This window comes from Streptomyces sp. A18, assembly GCF_059026065.1.
The window spans coordinates 93,165-115,277 of record NZ_JBWLKL010000018.1 but is presented as its reverse complement, the minus strand read 5'-3'; the positions used below and the strand labels follow the sequence as shown (position 1 = coordinate 115,277).

The following is a 22,113-nucleotide window of genomic DNA, read 5'->3' as shown; positions in this document are numbered from 1 at the left end:
TCTGTCCCAGCGGAAGCTGACCGCCCATGAGTGTGGAACGGCCGGGGGAACCGCCTTGCGGGCGGGGTGTGGCCGGTGGTGGTGCTCCTCGTGCCGATGCGTGCATGTAACAGGAATGTCTTGGAGGGCAGTTGGGAGGAACGGTTCGCCGAGTGGTCCGGTCCTGGTGGTCAGAAACGCTCGCTCGTACCGGCTCGAACCGACCACGTACTGAGCGAGTGGCACCTCCCACCGAGACTGAGGAAGAAACACCATGCGCGTTCGCAAGCTCACCTTCGCTGCCCTGGCCGTTGCCGCGGGTCTCTCGCTCACGGCATGCAACGGGGACGACGGCACGGCGCAGGGCGACTCGTCGTCCGAGTCCTCGGCGTCTTCCTCGGGCGGCGGTTCGGGCTCGGGGGGTTCGGAGCAGGGCGGCGGGAAGGATTCGGCGGACAAGGGCTCCGGCGGGCAGGACACGGCCGCCGGGGGCGGCTCGAGTGCGAACGGCAAGGTCGCCAAGTGCCGCACCGACGACCTGGACATCACCGCGTCGGACAGCACCATCGACGGCGACACCGACGGCTCCGTCGCGGTGACGTTCCAGAACGGCGGCGGCCGGGACTGCGCCCTGTCCGGTTTCGCGGGCGTCGACCTGAAGACCAGCGAGGGGGATCTGTCCGCCGAGCGCAGCGGCCAGGGGGCCAGCCCGATGACCCTCAAGGACGGCAAGTCGGTGTCCTTCAGCATCAGCTACCCGGTCAACGACTCGGGCGGCTCCGGCGTCAGCGTCACCGGCCTGGTCGTGACCCCGCCCGGAGAGACCAAGGCGTACTCCCTGGAATGGCCGGGCGCCGCCACCCTGCCCGTCACCGACGGCACCGGCTCCCCGGTCAAGGTGCACCCGATCGGCAGCGCCGGCCAGGGCGGCGCGAGCTGACCCCTCACTTCGTCCGCTCTCATGCGGCGGTGCGGCGGTGCGGCAGCGCGTGGCGCGGGACGCAGTCCGGTCTCGCGCCAGCCTGCGCCGCTGCGCGCTCCTCACCTGGCAGGCTGCGCGCATGGTTCAACTCAGCGAACTCCTCCCCGTGGAAGCCATCCGTCTGAATGCTCCCGCCCCCGACTGGCAAGGCGCCGTACGAGCTGCCGGTGACCTGCTCGTGGCGAACGGCGTCAGTACGGATGCGTATACGCAGGAGATGATGCGCAACGTAGAAGAGAACGGCCCCTACATCGTCATCGCACCGGGATTCGCCTTCGCGCACGCCCGCCCCTCGCCCGCCGTCCTGCGCACCGGCATGTCCTGGGTCCGTCTCGAGGTGCCGGTGAACTTCGGGCACGAGACCAACGACCCGGTCCGGCTCGTCGTCGCCCTCGCCGCGACGGACTCCGCCGCCCACACCCAGGCGATGGCCTCCCTCGCCCGACTGCTCTCCCGGCCCCAGACGGTGCAGGATCTGGACGTGGCCCCGACGGCCGAGTCCGTCCGGCAGATCCTCGTCCGAGCGGAGGGAGGGGAGCAGCAGGCAGGGCAGGCCCCGGCGGGCGGCGGCAAGAGCGCCAAGGCCGCCAAGGGGGGAATGCACAAGATCCTTACCGTGTGCGGCAACGGCGTCGGCACCTCCCTGTTCCTCAAGTCCACGCTCGACACGGTGCTCGACCGCTGGAAATGGGGCCGGTACGTCACCACCGAGGCGACCGACACGATCTCGGCGAAGGGCAAGGCGTCCGAGGCGGTGGCCATTCTGACGTCGCGGGAGATCGCCCGGACCCTCGGCGACGTGGGCGTACCGGTACGGGTCATCGAGGACTTCACCAGCACCAAGGAGGTCGACGGAGCTCTGAGAGATCTCTACGACGTCTGAACCTCCGCTGCGGCGTGCACCCTTCCCGAACGCTTCTGAAGGACCCCTATGAACGTCCTCGTGGACATCGCGAAATTCATCGTCAACGAGATCCTGAGCATTCCCGCCTATCTCATCGGCATCATCACCGCTGTCGGCCTCATCGCGTTGAAGAAGAGCACCGGCCAGGTCATCGGCGGCGCCATCAAGGCAACGCTCGGCTTCCTGCTGATCGGCGCTGGCGCGACGCTGGTCACCAACTCCCTTGCCCCGCTGGGGAAGATGATCACCGGTGCGACCGGTTCGCACGGAGTGATCCCCACCAACGAGGCCATCGTGGGCATCGCGCAGGCCGAGTACGGCTCGCGCGTGGCCTGGCTGATGATCCTCGGCTTTCTGATCAGTCTCCTGCTCGCCCGCTTCACCCCGCTGTCGTACGTCTTTCTGACCGGGCATCACATGTTGTTCATGGCCACCTTGCTGACCATGGTCATGGCCACCGCGGGCGTCACGTCCTGGGTGGTGGTCGTGGCGGGCGCTGTACTGCTCGGCATCATGCTGGTCGCGATGCCCGCCTTCGCGCATCCCTGGACCAAGCGCGTCACCGGCAACAACACTGTTGCCGTCGGGCACTTCGGGACTGCCGGGTACATCCTGTCGGGCGCGACCGGCCAGGCCGTCGGCAAGAAGAGCCGCTCGACGGAGGAGATGAATCTGCCCGAGGGACTGCGCTTCCTGCGCGACTCGATGGTCGCGACCGCTCTCTCCATGGTTCTCATCTACATGATCATGGCTGTCATCTTCCTCGTGAAGGTGGGCAGCTCGGAGGCGTTCAAGGCGTTCTCCACCGGTGCGGACGACCCCGGAGCCAGCGACATCGGCAACTACCTGATGGCCTCCCTCAACCAGGGCCTGCAGTTCGGTATCGCCGTCGCCGTGATCCTCTTCGGTGTGCGGACCATCCTGGGTGAACTGGTGCCGGCCTTCCAGGGCATCGCGCACAAGGTCGTGCCCGGCGCCATCCCCGCCCTGGACGCGCCGATCGTCTTTCCCTACGCGCAGAACGCCGTGCTCGTCGGCTTCATCAGCTCGTTCGTCGGCGGTCTGGTGAGCCTGGGGCTGCTGGCCGGGGTCTTCGATCCGGCGTTCGGCACGGCGCTCGTCCTGCCGGGACTCGTGCCGCACTTCTTCACGGGTGGCGCGGCCGGCGTCTTCGGCAACGCTACGGGCGGCCGCCGCGGCGCGGTGATCGGCGCCTTCCTCAACGGCGTCCTGATCACCTTCCTGCCCGCGTTCCTGCTGGGCGTGCTCGGCTCGTTCGGCTCGGCCAACACGACCTTCGGCGACGCCGACTTCGGCTGGTTCGGCCTGATCATCGGCAACGTGGCCAAGGTCGGAACCGTCGCGGGGATCGTGCTGATGCTGGTGATCGGAGCGGTCATCCTGGGCGCCGCGATCATGTGGCAGAAGAAGGTCGTGGACACCGGATGGGATCCGGGTGCCGCACGCGACAAGCTCCTCCCGCCGGAAGAGACGTCGACGCTCCTGGCCGAGGAATCGTCGGCCCCGACCTCCTCCCGCGCCCACGCGAAGATTGCGCCTCCCGCGGGCGCTCCCGCGCCGCCTCCGCCGCCGGAGTCCTGAGCGACCCGCACCGCCTGACAGGAAGTCCGGCCCCGACCCGCCTCCACGAGGCGGGTCGGGGTGTCAGGAGGCGGTGAAGTACAGCACGGCTCCCTCGGCGTTGTGGGCGATGACGACCACCGTGAGTTCCTTGCCGTTCTCGCCGAACTCGGCCTTCCCGCCACCGCCTCCGCCACCCAGCTGCGTCGAGGAACTCGCCGTCCGGAACGTGATGTCATCCTCGTCGACGGTCACCCGCACCTTCAGCCCCTTCGCCGTGACGTCCACAGAAGAAGTCACCAGAACCTCGCACTCGCCGTCCGAGCACGCGCCGGTGTTGTCGCCGTCGGCCGCCTTGGGCAGCGGGTCCGACGCGTCGGGCACTGGAGTCACCCTCTCCAGGGGCGGTTCCCAGTCCGGGGCGCACGGCTTCGCACGCTCGAACGCGGCCGCGAGCCGCGGATCCTTCTCCGTCGCCGTTGTCAGTGCAGGCTGCGGCGGGGCGAGGGACTGGACGAGCTTGTCCATGGACGGGGCATTCTTCTCGTAGTCCTCGAAGTCCGCGTCCCACGACAGCTCGCGCAGCTTCGGCTTGACCGCCTTCAGCTTCTTCTGCCAGGCGGTGAGCAGCCGGTCGCCTGCGGGCACGCCCGCCGGATCGAGATACTCCAGGTCGCGTTGTACGTCCTCCACCGCTCTCGTCGTGTCGAAGAGGTACCCGGAGGCGAGGTGTTCGCCGGGCTGTCCGCTCCCGTCGGAGTCCTGGATCTTCTTCAACTGTGCGGCGCTGTCGGTCCGTACGTCCTTGAGCGCATCCGTCGACTCGCACATCTTCCCGACCCAACGGACCAGTTCATCGGATGGAGGCCGCGCCGACGCTGCCTCGGCCCCCTTCCCGCCTGACGCGTCGACCGCCTCCCGGTCTGCACCGCCACCGCAGGCCCCGACGGCAAGGACCAGCCCGATGGCCACAACGACGGTGCCCGTCCGCTTCGACATCGAAGAGCCCCCCTCTTTCCTCGTTCAGATACCCGATCCGCATCAGTGAACAACCTTCGCGTAACGCGGAGTGCTCCTCACTCGCCGGGATGGCTGTGATATCCGAGCAGGCCGAGCGCCGTCAGCGTAGTGACGCCGAGGCGCGAGAAGTACCTGGACGGGAACGTGAGCCTGGAAGGTGGGAGGTCACACTCCCGACGGACACGCCGTAGGCTGCTGAGCGATCATGCCGTTCCGGTTCTACCTGCACCATCAGCTCGGTGAGTGCGATCACGGGGGTCCTGTTGAGTTCTGAGCACGACGTCAGGCCGACATCGGCGCAGGGTGAGGCGCCGAGTCCATCGTCCGGCGCACCGAGTACGGGTGGGTCTCGTACCCCCTCGCGGTGGAAGCGCGTCGCCAAGGTCGCGGCCTGGACGGTGGTTGCCGCGGTCGTGATCGGCTTCGCCGTCGACCGGGCCAAACCCCTGTGGCAGCACTGGTGGTTCGCGTCCAAGATGTGCGGCGGGACCCTCGCTTCGGCCGACCTCGCGGATGTGCTGCCGGACGAGCGGCTCTACGGTGGCACCGACGAGGTCCTCCTCGAAGAGGGTGGCATGGACTGCCGGATCGTTACGGATGACGACCACCGTGCTCTCTCCGTCGAGGTGTTGTCGGGTGACTTCGGGATCCGTCGCGAGCTCGGCATGTCGTTCACGATTCCGACGGAGCCGAACCATGTGTTCCCCGCGGGGAGCCCCGGCTTCGCGGACCAGTTCGGTCCCGTGATCCTGCAGGAGTGCCCCAAGCTCGGGCGTGATGACCTGGGCCGCAAGCACCGGCTGTTGACCAGGGTCATCGGCCCGAACACCAGCAGCGAGCCCAGCGGGGCCCTGCTGCGGATCGCCGTGTCCGCGGCCAACGCGGCCTCGGAGAAGTCCGGTTGTGGGGCGAAGCGTCTGCCGGTGCCCGAGCGGCCGGCCGATCTGGAGGGCCGCCCGTTGTCCGAGGCGGCCGGGACGAAGGAGTGCGGCTGGCTGGCCGATGTCCGACTGCCGAGGAATCCGTCGGGCGGGCCCTGGGAGTTCGCGGAACGCTCGTCCGGTGACGTGCCCATCACCAGCTGCGCCCTGGTCGACCCCGCGAAGGGCAAGGATGATGGTGCGAAGGACGGTGCGGTCGTGGAGTTCTCCGGCTGGTACGGCGACTGGACCGACCAGCCGTTCGAGACGCTGCTCGCCGCCAACGTCGACTACCCCTCCGACCGCGGCGCCCAGGGCCCGCTCATGGCCGAGGCCCTGGGGCGTGCCACCGCCCAGTGCGACGGCGAGGCCGCCAACTTCCAGGCGCACAGCGACCCGCGGAGCAACGACATCTCTGACCGGTACGTGACGGGTGCCCAACTACGGCCCCTGCTCCTGAAGTTCGCTGCCGAACAGAAGCGGGTGCACGGTTGTACCGACCTGAAGCTGCCCGGCAAGACGGTCTATCCGATGTCGGACAGATGAGACGCACGGGTGACCCGGGCGGGCCTGGGCTTTTCCCGTGGCTGCGGGGAGCGGTACGGAGGGGGACGGCATGAGGAAGCTATTGATGAGGGAGCGCAGGCGGCGGGATTCTCTGCTGCTGCTCGGTGTGGTCGCGGTGCTGGGTCTCGCGGCGCTGCTCACCGCGTGGTTGGGCGGTCCGGGGGAGCGGATCCACACGTTGCGGGCAGAGGCGGAGGTCCAGGACGACGACGGCCTGCGGGTGACCGAGACGATCGACTACGACTTCGCGGGCGAGGAGCGGCACGGGATCTGGCGCAAGGTGACCGGCACCGAGGCCGGTGGGCCGACGGATGTCCGGGCCACGATGGACGGCCGGCCGGTGGATTTCCGCGCCACCAACGTTCCTGACGGGACGAGGGTCGTCGTCGGGGACCCGGGGGACACGGTGACGGGGCGGCACCGGTACGAGATCACGTACACGCTGCCCGGTGTCGTCGAGGAGGACGGCTTCAGCTGGGACGCCGTCGGCAACGACTGGGATGTGCCGATCGGACGAGCCGAGGCACACCTCACCGCGCCGCACGGGCTGACGCAGCCGCGCTGCGTGTGGGGCGATCCAGGCGACGACAGTCCGTGTGAGCGCATCGACCAGCCCTCGGACGGTCGTGTCGACGCGGCAGCCGAGGGTCTGGAGGCCGGTCAGGGCATGACCGTCTACGCGGGGAAGGGCCAGGCTCTCGCGAGCGGACCTGTGAAGCTGCCGCAGCAGTCGAAGACCTTCATGGCCGCGCCGGACGGCGACTCGATCTGGTTCGGCTGGGCCATCGCCACCGGTGCCGCGCTCGCTGCGGGGCTGCTGACCACAGGACTGATCCGGGTCGTCGGCCGTGATCGGGTGAAGTCGGCCGACGGCCGACTGCGTCGCCGTGACCGTGGTCGGCTCGCCGCAGCCCTGGAGCCCTCGCCGACACCGCCCGAGGGGCTGACCCCGGCACAGGGCGGCATCCTCCTCGCGGGCCGGGTGCGTGCCGAGCACCGGACGGCCGTACTCATGAACGCCGTCGCCACCGGGCACCTGGAGCTGTCGGGGAAGAAGAGGAAGCCGCAGATCGGTCTGCCCGACCGGGCGCCGGAGCGTGACGCTGACGCTCTGACGGGCGAGGTCCTGCGGGCCATCTTCAAGAGCCGCAACAGGATCCGTCTCGGTCAGTACCGCAAAGGCTTCGCCGCGGGCTGGCGGCTGCTCGGCGAACGACTGCGGGCCTGGCACCGCAGCGGCGGCGACGGCCTGTGGGTGCCGTATGCGCACACGCTGTGGCTGACCGCCTTGGTGATCGGCGGGATCGCCGTGGCCGTCGGTGTGACGGTGCTGTGTGTCGGTGCGGTGGGTCTGAGTGACCCGAATGCGGCCTCGCGCACCCCTGTGCTGGTGGGTGCCGCGGTGGCCGCAGCCGGAGCGACTCTGCTGCTCCGCGGCTGGGAGCTGCGGCGACGCACCCTGCGCGGCGCCCAACTGTGGCTGCAGACCGAGGCGTTCCGCCGCTACCTCGCCGATCCGGACGGTCGGCTTCCCGCCCCACGGGACACGGATACGTATACGGCGTGGTCCGTCGCGCTGGGCGAAACCGCGGGCTGGACGGCGGCGGCCGAACGGTCCGCCCGGGGCTCGGCGGCCGCAGTCACCACAGCTGACGCCGGCCATCAGCATCGCCTGCACCTGTACGCCCCCACGATGACCGGTGTCGCTGACCGCACTGCGTCCAGCCCGTCATCGGGAGGGGGCGGCGGAGGTGCGTCGTCAGGCGGAGGCGGCTCCTCCGACAGCGGCAGTGGCGGGGGCGGCGGAACAGGCGGCGGTGACGGAGGGGGAGGCGGCGGTTCCTGGTAGGAGCAGCGGTTGCGGCGGGCCAGGATGACCGCGCGTGCGTTCGCAGATGCCCGTCGCCCGCGTCCCCTCGGCGAACTTGCGGGAGACGCCATATCGCCAATCATCCCGACTGCTTGCACAGCGCGACCCTGATCGGCACGAGCGCGCGCTCAGCACCGTCCCGTACGGCCAACCGGACGAACTGACGCGTGGCAAAGGCGACTTCGAGGCAGTCGCCGACGCGTGGTCGGCCTCGGCTCTGTCCCTGCACGTCTATGGCCCTATTACTGACGGGTCAGTACGGTGCTGCTCACCCCCCCTGCCCACAGGAGAGTTGGGAGAGCTGCATGATGTCAGCCTTACGCAGACGACCGGTTGCCGCGGGTACCGTCCTCGCGGTGGCGGTGCTCGGGCTCCCCGGGTCCGCCGCCGCGCAGAGCGCGAACGCGCCGGGAGGCGCCCCAGAGGAAACCCCCTCGGCCCACTCCGCGGCGCCGGCCGCCGGAAAGGGCAATCACCACCCGGGCCAGGCAAAGGAGAGCCCGGGGAAGAAGAAGCCGGGCAAGAAGACCGACCCTGGCAAAATCATCAGCTCGGAGCCGTCCTCGTTCCAGTACACCCCGGGCGTACCCACCCCCACCAAGGCCTGGAAGATCACCTACCGGTCGACCTCCGCCGACGGACGGCCCAACACGGTCTCCGGCACCGTGATCGTTCCCGATGACGGCAGAGCCACCCCCCGCCCCCTGATCACGTACGCCGTCGGCACGGTCGGCCTCGGCGACAAGTGCGCGCCGTCCGCCGGATTCCCGGGCGGCACGACGGCCGAGGCGCCGCTCGTCAACGCCGCGCTGGTGCGTGGCTACGCCGTCGTGGTCACCGACTACGAAGGCCTCGGCACCCCCGGTGATCACACCTACATGGTCGCCAAGGCGCAGGGCAGCGCCGTCCTCGACGCGGCACGTGCGGCCCAACGGCACCCGGAAGCGGCGAAGTACGGTGTCTCCGCCGACGCACCCGTCGGGATCATGGGCTACTCCCAGGGCGGCGGTGCCAGCGCGAAGGCCGCCGAGATGGCCGCGACCTACGCTCCCGCGCTGAAGGTCAAGGGCACGGCGAGCGGCGGCGTCCCCGCCGATCTCGCCAAGGTCGCCGAGTCGCTGGAGGGCGGGGACAGCGCCGGCTATCTGCTGATGTCCGCCGTCGGCCAGAACGCCGCCAACCCTGCCCTGGCGCTCAACAAGTACCTCAACAAGGAAGGCCGAAAGCTCGCCGAAGTGGTGCGGAAGGAGTGCGTCGGCACGGTCCTGGAGGCAGGGCGCGGCAAGACGATCGAGGACGTCACCACGTCCAACCCGCTGGACCGGCCGAACTGGCAGCGTGCCATCGCCAAGCAACTGATCGGGACCAAGCGGACGTCGGCACCGACGTTCCTGTACCACGGGGACGCGGACGAGACGATCCCCTACGCGGTAGGCCAGAAGCTGCGGGCCGACTGGTGCAAGAAGGGCAATGCGGTGGAGTGGCAGTCCTTCCCCGGCCAGTCCCACGTGGGGACGGCAATTCAGGGAAACGGCCCGGCACTTGAGTGGCTCGGCCGCCGCTTCGCGGGCGAGCCCACGACAGGAAACTGCGGTACCTGAGCCCAGGGCCGCACGCACACCCGGCTCCCGCCGCCGTCACGGGCGGCGGCGGGGGAGGGGCGCGATGCGAAGCCTCTGGTGAGGTCCGACCGGCACGCTGGAGCCCGCTTCCAGCTCTACACCGAGTACGACCCTCAACCTCCGTTCGACACCGGCTCCGTGGCCAAGGCGACCGCGGAAGTGCTCGAACGGGCCCGCACCTTGGGCTGGCCGAGCACGCCGAGCACGCCGAATACGACGGGCACGAGGCACATCGTCAGATGACGCCCTGGGCCAGCATCGCGTCCGCCACCCGCTCGAAGCCCGCGATGTTCGCGCCCGTCACGTAATTGCCGGGGGTGCCGTAGCGTTCGGCGGTTTCGTGGCAGGTGGTGTGGATGTCGTTCATGATGTGGGTCAGTTCTTCCTCGACCCGTGCTGCCGTCCACGAAGTGCGGGCGTGGTTCTGGGCCATCTCCAGGGCACTGACCGCGACGCCGCCCGCGTTCGCCGCCTTGCCGGGCCCGAACGCGACACCCGCCTGCTGGAACAGGCGCACCGCGTCGGGGGTCGCCGGCATGTTGGCACCCTCCGAGACCACCTTCACGCCGTTGCTGATCAGCGTGGCGGCGTCGGTGCCGTCCAGCTCGTTCTGTGTGGCCGAGGGCAGCGCGATGTCGGCCGGGACTTCCCAGACCCGGCCGCCCGGCACGAAGCGGGCCGAGGCGCCCCGGCGTTCGGCATACGCGTCGACGCGGCCGCGCTCGACCTCCTTGATCTGCTTGAGGAGGCCGAGGTCGATGCCCTTCTCGTCGACCACGTAACCGGAGGAGTCCGAGCAGGTCACGGCGTTGGCGCCGAGGGCGGCCAGCTTCTCGATGGTGTAGATCGCGACGTTGCCGGAGCCGGAGACCACCGCCGTGCGGCCTTCCAGGTCCTCCCCGCGCTGGCGCAGCATCGCCGCCGCGAAGAGGACATTGCCGTACCCCGTGGCCTCCGGACGGATCAGTGAGCCGCCCCAGCCCTGGCCCTTGCCGGTCAGTACGCCCGCCTCCCAGCGGTTGGTGATGCGCCGGTACTGGCCGAACAGGTAGCCGATCTCCCGGCCGCCGACCCCGATGTCACCCGCGGGCACGTCCGTGTGCTCGCCGATGTGCCGGTAGAGCTCCGTCATGAACGACTGGCAGAAGCGCATGACCTCCGCGTCGCTGCGGCCGTGTGGCTGGAAGTCGCTGCCGCCCTTGCCGCCGCCGATGCCGAGGCCGGTCAGCGCGTTCTTGAAGATCTGCTCGAAGCCCAGGAACTTGATGACGCCGAGATTGACCGACGGGTGGAAGCGCAGGCCGCCCTTGTACGGGCCCAGCGCGCTGTTGAACTCCACCCGGAAACCGCGGTTGACGTGGACGCGCCCGCGGTCGTCCTGCCACGGCACCCGGAACAGGACCTGCCGCTCGGGCTCGCACAGCCGCTCTATGAGTCCGGCCTCTGCGTACTCGGGGCGGGCGGCGATGACCGGCGCCAGCGTCTCCAGGACCTCGTGGACGGCCTGGAGGAATTCCGGCTGAGCCGGGTTGCGGTGCTCGATCTCGGTGAGCAACTGCGTGAGCGTGGTCTTCGTCTCGGATCGCGTGGTCAAGGGAGCCCTTTCTGGCACGGCAGACGCCGGTGTTACGCGCATGTAAACATACTGACCAGTGCCGGGGTCCAGGGTGCGACCACCATGCGAGACCGCAGGAAACGCGTGAGATGGAGCAGGGGAATCAGGCGCACACCTCGGCCACCACGTCGGACAGGGCCTGGCCGAGGGGCAGTTCGATGCGGTGGGTGGCCCAGCGGTCGCCTCGCGTCGGGCCCTGGTTGATGATCAGGACCGGGACGCCGGACTGTGACGCATGGCGCACGAAACGCAGCCCCGACATGACGGTCAGGGACGAGCCGAGCACGAGCAGGGTGGTCGCCTCCTCGACGAGGAGCCGGCAGGCCGCCACCCGCTCGGGAGGGACGTTCTCGCCGAAGAAGACGACATCGGGCTTGAGCACTCCCACTCCGCACGCCGTACACGCCACGGTGTTGAACGCCCGGACCGCCTCCTCGGGCAGTTCCACGTCACCGTCCGGATTGACCCGCGCGGCACGATGGCGCGCGGCGATGGCCTCGAACTGCGGGTTGGCCTCCCGCAACCGGTGATCAAGGTCTGTGCGGGTGCTGAGGTGACCACAGCTGAGGCAGACGACACGGCTCAGACGGCCATGGAGTTCCACGACGTCGCGTACCCCCGCGGACTGCTGCAGTCCGTCGACGTTCTGTGTGATCACGCCGGTGACCAGGCCCGCGTCGGTCAGCGCCGCCACGGCCCGGTGGCCGGCGTTCGGGCGGGCCCGGGTCATCGCCCGCCACCCCAGGTGGCTGCGGGCCCAGTAGCGCTGCCGCGCCTGCTCACCGCCCGTGAAGTCCTGAAACGTCATGGGAATGTGCCGTCGGCGCAGGGACCCGTGCTCCCCGCGGTAGTCCGGGATGCCCGACTCGGTGGAGAGGCCCGCACCGCTCAGTACGGCGACACCGCCCTGCCGGACGGCCTCGACGACGGTGCTCAGATCGGTCGAGGCCGGGGGCAGGTCGCCGGTGGGCTCCCAGGTCAGCGTGGGTCGCATCCGCATGCTGTCAGCTTACGGGCAGGGGAGTGGGTGCCGGAGTGGGTGCCCCTTCCCGGTCTCTACGCCACCGACGTCCGCCATTCCGCCGCGTAGTCGTTGAAGATCTCCCGCAGATGGTGGCCGATCTTCAGGTAGTCCAGGTCGTCGAGGTTGGCCAGCGATACGCGCACCGACCACTCGGGGCCCTCGAAGCCGCCGCCGTTCAGGAGCACCACGCCCGTCTGCTGGGCCAGTCGGAAGAGCGCGTCGACCGGCTCGTAGGTCTTCTGCAGGTACGCCGCGAACTCCTCGCCGTGCTCCAGCTGTGCCTGTGCGAGGAGATCCAGCTCGATGTAGTACCCGGCCCGCTGCGGATCGTCGGCGACCTTCATCTGCGAGCCCTCCAGGAGGAGTTCGAGGCGCTGCCGCACGATCGCGCGGATCCGCAGCTTGTACGCCTGGCCCTCCTCCAGCATGTCGAAGAGGGAGAACAGGGCGAGCATCACCTGCTGAGGGAGCGAGAGGCCCGCCGTGTGGTTGAGGGCCACTTGCCGGGAGTCGGCGACCAGCCGGTCGATGAACCTGATCTTCTCCGGCTCCAGTGTCAGCGTTCCGTACCGCTTGTTCAGACGCTCCTTGTCCGCTGCCGGCAGCTTGGCGAGCGTCTCGTCGATGACGTTGTCGTCGTGCAGTCCGATGACACCGAGCCGCCAGCCGGTGCAGCCGTAGTGCTTCGAGTAGGAGTACACGAGCAGGGTGTTGCGCGGCAGATCGGCGGCGATGGAGCGGAAGCCCGGCACGAACGTCCCGTACACGTCGTCGGTGACGATGAGCAGGTTCGGGTTCTCTTTCGCGACGATGTCCTTGATCTGGTTCGTGACGCGCTGTGACAGCGCCAGGGACGGCGGGTTGGAGGGGTTGACCAGGCAGACCAGCTTGATCTCCGGGTCCGCGAGCTTGGCGACCTCCTCCTCCGGGTAGCGCCACTCGCGCACGCCGGTCTCGGCGAACATGCTGGCTTCCACGTACGTCACGTCGAACTCGTACGTGTCGAGTTCGGGGATCTCGATGTACGGGGTGAAGACCGGGACCATGAGCGCGATCTTGTCGCCCTTGTGCAGGATCCCGTTCTTCATGAGCGAGTCGAAGATGTAGCACATGGCGGCGGTGCCGCCCTCGGTCGCGAAGTACGAGATGTCACCGGCGGGTGGCTTCTTGTCGAACATCTCGTCCGCGATGTAGCCACGGACGATTTCCTGCACGTGCGCCAGGATCCGGTCCGGCACCGGGTAGTTGTCACCGATGGAGCTGTCGGCGAGCTCGTGCACGAAGGTGTCCTTGTCGAACCCGAAGCGCTGGACGCCGAGTTGGACGCACTGGGCGAGCAGTTCGATGCCGGGCAGGTCGGGGTGGGTGCGGACGAACGTGTCGAAGCGTTCGTGGGCGCCCTCCTTCTCCGGCATGCCGCCCAGGTTGTCGGCCGTCCACACGCGCCGCGACTCGGCGAGCGCGAAGTGGCCGAGGGCGTGGAACGCCTCGCGGGGCCCCGTGGCGACCCAGTTGGGGTTGCCGCGGCCCGCGTTGAGCATCTGGACGCTGGACGTGCCCTTCTGGCCAGGCTTGTCCGCCTGCACGTCCTTGGCGAGGTCGATGAAGACGTTCTTGAGCTCGAAGGGAGAGAGCTGGGCGTAGTGCTTGATCTGCTCGCGGGTGAGGGGCGTCTTGGGCATGGTTCTTCCTTACGGGCTCGCGGCTTGCGCGGTGGCGGAGTGGCTCAGTGGTGGAGGAGGACGATCACGGCGCCCCAAATGGTCAGCAGCACGTTTCCGACGGCGTACGGGATCGTGTAACCGAGCGTCGGCACCTGGGACTTGGACTGCTCGTTGATCGCGCCGATGGCGGCCGTGGTGGTCTGGCCGCCCGCCAGGACTCCCATCAGGATCGGGAAGCGGATCTTCTGGACGTAGTGGCCGAACAGGAAGCCGACGATCAGTGGGATCACGGTGGCCACCGCGCCGAAGACCAGCAGGCCCCAGCCCGCCGTCGACAGGCCGGAGGTGAAGCTCGGGCCCGCGTTGATACCGACGACCGCGACGAACAGGCACAGGCCGAGCGTGTCCATGAACCACTGGGCGCCGGGCGGGACATTGCCGAACGTCGGGTACCTGCCACGGATCCAGCCGAAGACCAGGCCCATGATGAGCGCGCCGCCGGACGTGGACAGCGAGATCGGCACGCCGCCCGCGGTGAGCGCCGGGATGCCGACGCAACCGCCGAGGAAGATGCCGATCCCCACCCAGATCATGTCGGTCGCGAACGATGTCGGCACCGGCTTGCCGAGCTCCCTGCCCGCCGGGTCGACGAGCCGCTTGGGGCCGGTCAGGATCAGGGTGTCGCCGCGCTCGATCTTCGTGGAGAGCCGGTAGGGGAACTCGGCGCCGGAGCGGTAGAGCTTGTCGACGTAGACGCCGACCATGAACGGCGCCTTGCGCAACTCGGCGATGCTTCTGCCGAGTTGGGCCTTCTCCGAGGCCACTACGTGCAGGGTTTCCGTCTGGTAGCCGAGCAGCTCCACGTCGTCGGTCTCGCCGCCGATGTGGGTCCGGGCGTCGTAGTCGACGAGGGAGCCGCGCAACGCGCTCAGCGCGATGACGTCGCCCTCGCGCAGCACCGTGCGCTGGTCGTGGTCGAGGATCCGGCCGGCACGGCGTACGCGCGTGATGTAGATCCGGTGGCCGAGCTGCTGTTGCTGCTGCTCGAAGTCGTCGATGGTGCGGCCGACGATGTCCGGGCGCTGGATGGTGTAGGCGCGCAGCACGACTTCGTAGTAGCCCTCGTGCAGGTCGGGGTCGTCCTCGGGCGCGTCCAACTCGGCTGCCAGAGCGGCCGATTCGGCGGCGAGGTCCTTGCGGTACAGCTTCGGCAGGACGTTGGCGAGCAGCATCGCGCACAGGATCGTGCCGAGCGGATACGTCACCGCGTACCCGACCGCGACGAGGTTCTCCTCGGTCTTGACCTGCCCGGACGACAGGCCCGGCAGGTTGTCGATGGCGTCCTGCGCGACACCGATCACCGCGGACTGGGTGAGGGCCCCGCCGAGCAGCCCGGCGCTGAGCCCCGGACCGTAGCCGAGCAGGGCCGCGAAGCCCCAGCACACCAGTAGGCCCGTGGCACAGACGATGACCGCGTTGACCACCTGCGGCAGGCCATCCTTCTTCAGACCGCGGAAGAACTGCGGGCCGACCTTGTAGCCGAGTGCGAACAGGAACATGGTGAAGAACAAGTTCTTCACGGTCCCGTCGATGGTCACCTTGAACTGCGCGCCGAGCACGAGGCCCGCCACCAGGCAGCCGGTGACCGCGCCCAGCGCGATGGCTCTGTAGCGCAGCTTCCCGACGAGGAAGCCCAGGGCGACGGTCAGGAACACCAGCAGCTCCGGATGGGGCTGGAAGATGTTCCGATTCAGGAAGTCGATCACGAGTAACTCCCTCAGTTGCCCAGTACACCGACGAGCACCGGGCCGGTCAGCGGGAGAAGGAAGTTCGACAGGGCGTAGGTGATCGTGTATCCGAGCATCGGCACCGATGACTGCGCCACCTGGGTGACCGCGGTGATCGCCGGGGTGGAGCACTGCTGGCCCGCGATGGCACCGATCAGCAGCGGGGGCTCGATCTTCAGCAGCTTGCGGCCCACGATCAGCGAGATCGTCGCGGGCACCAGCACCATGGCGATGCCGGCGAACGGCAGCAGGGCCCCGTACTCCTTGAGCAGCGGCCACGCCTGCGGCCCCGACACGAGCCCCGTACAGGCGATGAAGACCGCGAGGCCCATGTCCTTGATGGTCGAGGCGGCCTGCGGCGGGAACGCGCCGAACGTCTGGCTGCGCGAGCGGAACCAGCCGAACAGCAGCCCCGAGATCAGACAGCCGCCTCCGGTCCCGAGCGACAGCGGGACGTCGCCGAACTTGACGACGACCTGTCCGAGCAGTGAACCGGCCGCGATGCCGAGCCCGAGGTAGATGAAGTCGGTCGCGTCGTTCTTGACGACCGACCCCAGCCTCGTCACCAGCTTGCTCAGGCCCGAGCGGGCGCCCACCAGGGTGAGGACGTCGCCGCGGTGCACGACCGTGTCGCCGTTGGCGGGCATGTCCGTGTCGGCGCGCGTGAGGTCGGTGACGTAGACGCCGTCCGTGAGGAACTCGGGGTTCTCCCGCTGGAGCTGGTCGATCGTCTTGCCGTCGTCGGACTTCCGGGTGATCGACACCTGCTTGGTGGCGAGCGGTGAGTCAAGACCGGGCACGCCCGGTGTCTCCGGTCCGATGAGCCGCCCCGCCTCGATGGTGTTCGCCCGCCGTCCCACCACGAGCACCAGGTCGGAGAGGGTCAGCTCCAGATCAGGGGAGGGCGTGAGTACCTTGCTGCCGCGTTTGACGGACTCCAGGGTGACCCGCTCGTCGAATTGGGACTCCAGGTCCGCGACGGTCCGCCCGTCGGCTGCTGTCACCAGATACGTGCGGCCCACCATGCCCGGCAGGGCGGGCCGTTCGTCCGCCTCGAGGCTGCCGCTGCTGCGCGTGCGCTCCCACAGTTCGCGGGCCGAGTCCCGGAGGTTGACGCGCAGCAGCATCGGCATGATCTGGCTCGTGTAGAGCACGATCGTGATCAGGCCGAACAGGTAGCAGACCGTGTACGCGGTCGCGACGTTGCCCTGGTACTCGGAGATCTGGTCGGCGCTCAGGCCACTGAGCTTGCCGATCGACTCGGTGGCCGTGCCGACCACGGCCGACTCGGTGGCGGCGCCTGCCAGGATGCCCGATGCGGTGCCGACGTCCAGGTCGAACCACTTGGCGATGCCCAGGGCGAGGCCGAGGACACTGACCAGCTCGATGCCGCAGAGCACGAAGAACCGCAGGCTCTTCCTGTTGAGGTTGCGGAAGAACTGCGGCCCGGCCATGTAGCCGAGGGCGAAGATGAACAGGGCGAAGAAGACGGTCTTCACGTCGTCGGAGACTTCGGCTTTGGTCCAGGCGCCGAGGAGCAGCGAGACGATCAGCGTTCCGCAGATGCCGCCCAGGGTCAGCGGCCCCACACGCAGTTTCCCGACGAGGTAGCCGAGCGCGAGGCTCGCGAAAAGGACGAGTTCGGGGTGATCCTTGAGTACGCCCACGGCGACTCAGTGAATCTCGACAGCGACAATATTTGTCATATGGGGAAACTAAGGCCCAACTCTCAACGCTGCCACACGGACTGCGACCCTTAGGCGAGCAGCTTGGTCTTCGCCTTTTGGAATTCCTCGTCGGTGAGCGCACCGGACGCGCGCAGTTCGGAGAGCTTCGCGAGTTCGTCTGTCCCGCTCGTCCCGGTGTTCGCGCTTGCCGCGGCCTTGCGGACGTACTCCTGGAACGCCGCTTCCGACTCCTTCGCCTGCTTCACGTCACGCCGACCCATCCCGCGACCTCGCGCGATGACGTAGACGAGCACTCCGAGGTACGGCAGGACGATGCAGAAGACGAGCCATGCCGCCTTGGTCCAGCCGCTCAGATCGTCGTCGCGGAAGATGTCCATGACGACGCGGAACAGCAGGAAGAACCACACGATCCACAGGAAGAAGTACAGCATTGTCAGGAAGACGTCGAGAAGCGGGTAGTCGTCCATGGCGTCCCTCTTTTCAGATGGCACGGATCGTGCCGAGCAGTATCTCCCGTGCTTCTTCGCCCCGCATTTCCAGCGAATCCCGAGAGGGCCCGGAGCCCATTCATGCGCAGTGATTCGCATGGCGGCTGAACCGGTCTGCGGTGAGAGTGATGGCAGAGCGCCGTCCGAGAACGGACCGGTGCGGCTCCATGCGCAACGGCGTCCTCATCCCTGTCGCGGTCCGCGGCGTCGCCGGTGTGTCGCCCGACCCGGACCAGGAGGCAACGGTGGCAGACGACAAGGCGCCGGTCAGCGCGGACGAGCAGGCCGAACTCCGGGACCTGCGCGGCCGGGTGGCGGTACTGGAGTCCGAGCGCGCCAAGGGCGGCCGCCGGCACCGGGGCCGGTCGTTCCTTGCGGCGGTGCTCATCGTGATCGGATGTGTGCTCGCGCCGCTGGCCGTCGTCGCCTCCTGGGCGGCCGACACGGTCGGCGACACGGACCGCTACGTCGACACGATCGGCCCGCTCGCCTCCGACCCCGATGTGCAGGACGCCGTCGCCGACCGTGCCACGGACGCGCTGATGACCCGCATCGACCTGGCGACGCTCCTGTCCGACGCCCCCGCCGCCGACCGGCCCCGCCTGGAGAAGGCCCTGGGCAAGCTGGGCGGCTCCCTGGAGGGCGCCGTGCGCAGCTTCGTGCACGACAAGGCGCGTGCCGTGGCCGGGTCGCAGGCGTTTCTGAACATCTGGAAGCAGGTCAACCGGCAGGCCCACAGCTCACTCGACAAGGCGTTGACCGGAAGCGGAGGGGGCGCGGTGAAGCTGGAGGGAGACACGGTCACCCTCGATCTGGCGCCGCTCGTCGACCGCGTCAAGGAGCGCCTCGTCGACGAGGGAATGACGGTTGCGGGCAGGATCCCCGAGGTCCACACCGACTTCACCCTCGTCAGGTCGGAGGAGATCGGCAAGGCCAAGACGTATGTGCGGCTGCTGCAACTGGCCGGGAACTGGCTCCCCGTCATTGCCCTGGTGCTCGTCGCCGCCGGTGTCCTGCTCTCCGTACGCAAGCGAAGGACTCTGGTCACCGCGGCGCTGGCCGTCGCCGTGGCCACCGGGCTGCTCGGGATCGGGCTGCGCGTCTTCCGGGTGCTCTACCTCGACCGGCTGCCCGCGAACGTCTCGCAGGACGCGGCTGGGGCGGTGTACGACACCATGACCCACTTCCTGTTCACCACGGTCCGCATGGTCGTGGCGCTCGGTGTGGTGGTCGCCCTGGCGGCCTGGCTCACCGGCGGGGGCCGGCGCGCCAGGCTGGTGCGCGGTCTGTGGACGTCGGGCATCGGGGCCATGCGGTCCACCGCGGACCACGCCGGGATGCGTCTTGGCCCGGTCGCTCCCTTCGTCCGCCGCTACCGCACCTGGATCACCTGGGTGCTGGTGGCCGCGGCGCTCGTCGTCTATCTGCTGTGGTCCTACCCGACGGGCTGGGTCGTCGTCGGGATCGCGCTGTGCCTGCTGCTCCTGCTGGCGGTCGTGGAGTTCCTGGGCGGAAAGCGGCACGACGGCGGCCGGCCGGTGGCCGGCGGCACCGCCTGAGGGGACACCGGGCATGGCATCAGCAGACGCGGTCGCGGTCCGTCGGATGACCGACACCCTGTTCATCGAGCGCTCGCTCCGCAGCCCGAGTTCGACGCGGTTCTGGGGCCTCCTCGTCCTGGCCGCGGTCATCGCGAGCGCGGGCGTCGTGGGCGACTCCACCGCGACCGTCATCGGCGCGATGATCGTCGCGCCGCTGATGACGCCGATCCTGGGCAGCGCGCTGGCTCTGGTCCTCGCCGACCGGTCGCAGGTGGTGCGGTGCGCCCTGCTGGTGCTCGGCGGCGCCCTCGCCGTGGTGGCGATCGGGATGCTGCTCGGCTGGATCGCCGCCCCACCGGACGGCTTCGCCTCCAACAGCCAGGTGTCCTCGCGGATCAGCCCGCGTCTCATCGACCTGCTGGCGGCCCTGGCCACCGGCACGGTCGGTGCCTTCGCCCTCGTCCGCGCCGACATCTCCGACACTCTGCCCGGCGTCGCGATCGCCATCTCCCTCGTGCCGCCGCTGGCCGTGACCGGGCTGCTCGTCACGGTCGGCCGCTATCACGACGCCAGTGAGTCAGCGCTGCTGTTCGCGACCAATGTGGCCGCCATCGTGGCCACCGGGACCATCGTGTTCCTGGCGTACGGAATCCGGGGCGCGGCCCAGGAATCGGGCCTGCGCGTAGGCGAGTTCCACGGCCGGACCCTGGTCGCGGTGGCCGTGGTGGTCCTGCTGATCGCGGTGCCGCTCACCACCGGCACGATCACCGTCGCCCGGGACCGGGTGCTCGCCGCCGATGCCAGGCCGGTCGCCGAGCGGTGGGCGGCCACCGGCAAGTGGCAGATCGCGTCGGTCGAGGCCCGCAACGGCATCGTCGTCATCGGTGTCCTCGGCCTGCCGCCCCAGCCCGCGCCCACCGCGCTGCGCGCCGCCCTCGACCGCCACGGCATGGCGGACGCGGACCTCGAACTCCATCTCGTGGGCGGCCGGACGCATTGGTGCCCGTCGGACACGGACACTTGCACGGTGAAGGAGGCGGCGCGCAGCTGAGCAGCGTGGCGGCCACCACTCGGGCACCGGCGCGTGCTGCCCGCGTAGGGTCTGGGCATGGGCGATGAGCAGGTGCAGCATGCGCGCAGGGGGCGGGGGCGGCCGCGCGAGGAGCGGGTCACCGGGGCCGTGTTGGACGCCGTCGTCGAACTGGTGGCGGAGAGCGGCATGGGGGCGCTGACCATGGACGCCGTCGCGGCCCGTGCAGCCGTGAGCAAGCCGGCCATCTACCGGCGTTGGCCCACCAAACAGGATCTCTTCATCGCCGCCGCCGAGTCGCGGATCGGTCCGCTGGCCGTGCCCGACATGGGAGATTTCCGGGCCGAGCTCCATGCGGTCCTCACGGCGCGGATGGAGGCATACCGGCAGCCCGGCATCGACCGTCTCCTCGCCGGAGTGATCGGCGCGACAGGGGAGGAGGGTGCGGTGCGCGAGGCGTTTCGCGCGTACTCGGCACGGGTGATGAGCGAGACACGGCACGTACTGGAGCGGGGGGCGGCGCGCGGCGACGTACGGCCCGACGCCGATCTGGCAGCGGCCGCGACGCTTGTCGCCTCTTCGCTGGTCTTCCGGCTGGTCGCCGAGCAGCGGATGCCGGACGAAGGGCTTGTGGAGTCGGTGACCGACCTGATCGGCAGGGCGGTCGCCGCCGGCCCCTGACACCTGGGGCGGACATAACGCCACATCCTTTGCGCGCCTGGTGAATTGCGGTGCCGGCGCGCTGTCCGGCGTGCCCGCGAGGCGGGGCCGTGCCTCCTGGGACATCCGCGAAATCAACTCGCCCCAACCCCTTGCCCTGCCACACCTCAATATCGATACTGCCGGTTACGTAATAAGAGTTCGATGTTGGGAGGACCCCCATGCGCGACGTCGCGACGGCCCCCGTGGCCGACCCCAAGCCGGTACTGGACAAGCCCCTGATGCACTACGGGCGCAGGACCCTGGACCGCCTCGCTCCCGGCGCCGAGCAGTCCACGTACGAGCTGCTCGACATCGCCCCGCTCACCCCGCACTTCGGCGCCGTCCTCGGCGGCGTCGATCTGACACGGCCGATCCGCGATGACCTCGCCGAGGAACTGCGGCAGGTGCTCCTGGAATGGAAGGTGATCTTCTTCCGCGGGCAGACCGGCTTCACCGCCGAGCACCAACTCGCGCTGTCCGGCATCTGGGGCTCGCCGGAACCCAACCCGTTCTTCGCCAAGACCGACACGGCCGGCGTCTCCCGGCTCGCCAAGGACGCCAAGGCCGCGGGCAACAAGAACATCTGGCACAGCGACCACTCGTTCATGGCCAATCCGTCCCTCGGCGCCGTGTTGCGCGCAGTGGAAGTGCCCGCCGCCGGCGGCGACACCATGTGGGCCGACATGGCCGCCGCGTACGACAACCTGCCCGAGGACCTCAAGGAGCGCATCGAGAGCCTGGTGGCCGTCCACGACTGGGAGGCCAGCTGGGGCGCGCTGATGAACGACGAGCAGAAGGCCGCCTTCCGCACGAGCTGGCCGCAGGTCGAGCACCCGGTCGTGGTGCGCCACCCGCGCAGCGGCCGCAGGACCCTGTACGTCAACGAGCCGTTCACCCGCTGCATCAAGGGCGTGTCCGACGCCGAGAGCCGCGAACTGCTCGACATCCTGGTGCTCCAGGCGCGCATCCCCGAGTTCCAGATCCGCTTCCACTGGGAGCCCGACTCGGTCGCGATCTGGGACAACATCGCCGTCCAGCACTACGCGGTCAACGACTACTTCCCGCAGCGCCGGGTGATGGAGCGCATCGCCATCGCCGGAGTCCCGCTTTCCTGACCACCTGATTCCCC

17 protein-coding genes are annotated in these 22,113 nt (G+C 69.1%); 10 read left to right on the top strand and 7 right to left on the bottom strand.

The features are described 5' to 3' along the window. The first annotated feature begins 253 nt into the window (after positions 1–253). The 3 genes from AC5P1C_RS25975 (at position 254) to ulaA (ending at position 3,467) form a co-directional block, all read left to right on the top strand. Positions 254–919, top strand: coding sequence for a DUF4232 domain-containing protein (locus AC5P1C_RS25975; protein WP_493868335.1), 666 nt, complete (start codon positions 254–256; stop codon positions 917–919). 121 nt (positions 920–1,040) lie between these two features. Next, complete coding sequence (locus AC5P1C_RS25970) at positions 1,041–1,844, top strand: PTS sugar transporter subunit IIAB (RefSeq protein WP_493868334.1); 804 nt, start codon at positions 1,041–1,043, stop codon at positions 1,842–1,844. A 48-nt stretch (positions 1,845–1,892) separates the two neighbouring features. After that, entirely contained in the window at positions 1,893–3,467 is a 1,575-nt protein-coding gene (ulaA, locus tag AC5P1C_RS25965) for a PTS ascorbate transporter subunit IIC (protein ID WP_493868333.1), read from the top strand. A gap of 63 nt (positions 3,468–3,530) precedes the next feature. Here ulaA and AC5P1C_RS25960 read toward each other — a convergent pair whose 3' ends face one another. Further along, on the bottom strand, positions 3,531–4,445 hold the full coding sequence (locus AC5P1C_RS25960; RefSeq protein WP_493868332.1) for a hypothetical protein: 915 nt from the start codon (positions 4,443–4,445) through the stop codon (positions 3,531–3,533). Between the two features lie 260 nt (positions 4,446–4,705). On the opposite strand from AC5P1C_RS25960, the gene AC5P1C_RS25955 reads away from it, so the two are divergent. The 3 genes from AC5P1C_RS25955 to AC5P1C_RS25945 all read left to right on the top strand — a co-directional run bounded on the left by AC5P1C_RS25955 (position 4,706) and on the right by AC5P1C_RS25945 (position 9,424). Next, positions 4,706–5,932 (top strand): hypothetical protein, encoded by a 1,227-nt coding sequence (locus AC5P1C_RS25955; protein ID WP_493868331.1) that lies wholly within the window; start codon positions 4,706–4,708, stop codon positions 5,930–5,932. 70 nt (positions 5,933–6,002) lie between these two features. Then, entirely contained in the window at positions 6,003–7,802 is a 1,800-nt protein-coding gene (locus tag AC5P1C_RS25950; RefSeq protein ID WP_493868330.1) for a DUF2207 domain-containing protein, read from the top strand. A 326-nt stretch (positions 7,803–8,128) separates the two neighbouring features. Next, complete coding sequence (locus tag AC5P1C_RS25945) at positions 8,129–9,424, top strand: lipase family protein (protein WP_493868329.1); 1,296 nt, start codon at positions 8,129–8,131, stop codon at positions 9,422–9,424. A 256-nt stretch (positions 9,425–9,680) separates the two neighbouring features. Here the strand turns inward: AC5P1C_RS25945 and gdhA are convergent, their stop codons facing one another. The 6 genes from gdhA to AC5P1C_RS25915 form a co-directional block, all read right to left on the bottom strand. Next, entirely contained in the window at positions 9,681–11,039 is a 1,359-nt protein-coding gene (gene gdhA / locus AC5P1C_RS25940; RefSeq protein ID WP_493868328.1) for an NADP-specific glutamate dehydrogenase, read from the bottom strand. Between the two features lie 124 nt (positions 11,040–11,163). After that, a complete protein-coding gene (locus AC5P1C_RS25935) occupies positions 11,164–12,060 on the bottom strand; it encodes an NAD-dependent protein deacetylase (RefSeq protein WP_493868327.1) in 897 nt (298 codons plus the stop codon). Positions 12,061–12,116: 56 nt separating this feature from the next. Continuing rightward, on the bottom strand, positions 12,117–13,766 hold the full coding sequence (locus AC5P1C_RS25930; protein WP_493868326.1) for a bifunctional aspartate transaminase/aspartate 4-decarboxylase: 1,650 nt from the start codon (positions 13,764–13,766) through the stop codon (positions 12,117–12,119). 44 nt (positions 13,767–13,810) lie between these two features. Then, a complete protein-coding gene (aspT, locus tag AC5P1C_RS25925) occupies positions 13,811–15,514 on the bottom strand; it encodes an aspartate-alanine antiporter (protein WP_493868325.1) in 1,704 nt (567 codons plus the stop codon). 11 nt (positions 15,515–15,525) lie between these two features. Then, positions 15,526–17,202 (bottom strand): aspartate-alanine antiporter, encoded by a 1,677-nt coding sequence (gene aspT, locus AC5P1C_RS25920; protein WP_493868324.1) that lies wholly within the window; start codon positions 17,200–17,202, stop codon positions 15,526–15,528. A gap of 89 nt (positions 17,203–17,291) precedes the next feature. Next, positions 17,292–17,690: an SHOCT domain-containing protein gene (locus tag AC5P1C_RS25915; protein WP_493868323.1), complete on the bottom strand. Its 399-nt coding sequence runs from the start codon at positions 17,688–17,690 to the stop codon at positions 17,292–17,294. Positions 17,691–17,878: 188 nt separating this feature from the next. Between AC5P1C_RS25915 and AC5P1C_RS25910 the strand changes: the two genes are divergently transcribed. From AC5P1C_RS25910 to AC5P1C_RS25895, 4 genes are all read left to right on the top strand, one after another. Beyond that, entirely contained in the window at positions 17,879–19,270 is a 1,392-nt protein-coding gene (locus AC5P1C_RS25910; RefSeq protein ID WP_493868322.1) for a hypothetical protein, read from the top strand. A 13-nt stretch (positions 19,271–19,283) separates the two neighbouring features. Then, positions 19,284–20,303 carry a DUF389 domain-containing protein gene (locus AC5P1C_RS25905; protein WP_493868321.1) on the top strand — a complete coding sequence of 340 codons (1,020 nt, stop codon included), beginning with the start codon at positions 19,284–19,286 and terminating at the stop codon, positions 20,301–20,303. A 57-nt stretch (positions 20,304–20,360) separates the two neighbouring features. After that, entirely contained in the window at positions 20,361–20,963 is a 603-nt protein-coding gene (locus AC5P1C_RS25900; RefSeq protein ID WP_493868320.1) for a TetR/AcrR family transcriptional regulator, read from the top strand. A 200-nt stretch (positions 20,964–21,163) separates the two neighbouring features. Next, positions 21,164–22,099, top strand: a complete 936-nt coding sequence (locus AC5P1C_RS25895; RefSeq protein ID WP_493868319.1) for a TauD/TfdA dioxygenase family protein — start codon at positions 21,164–21,166, stop codon at positions 22,097–22,099. The last annotated feature ends 14 nt before the right edge of the window (positions 22,100–22,113 follow it).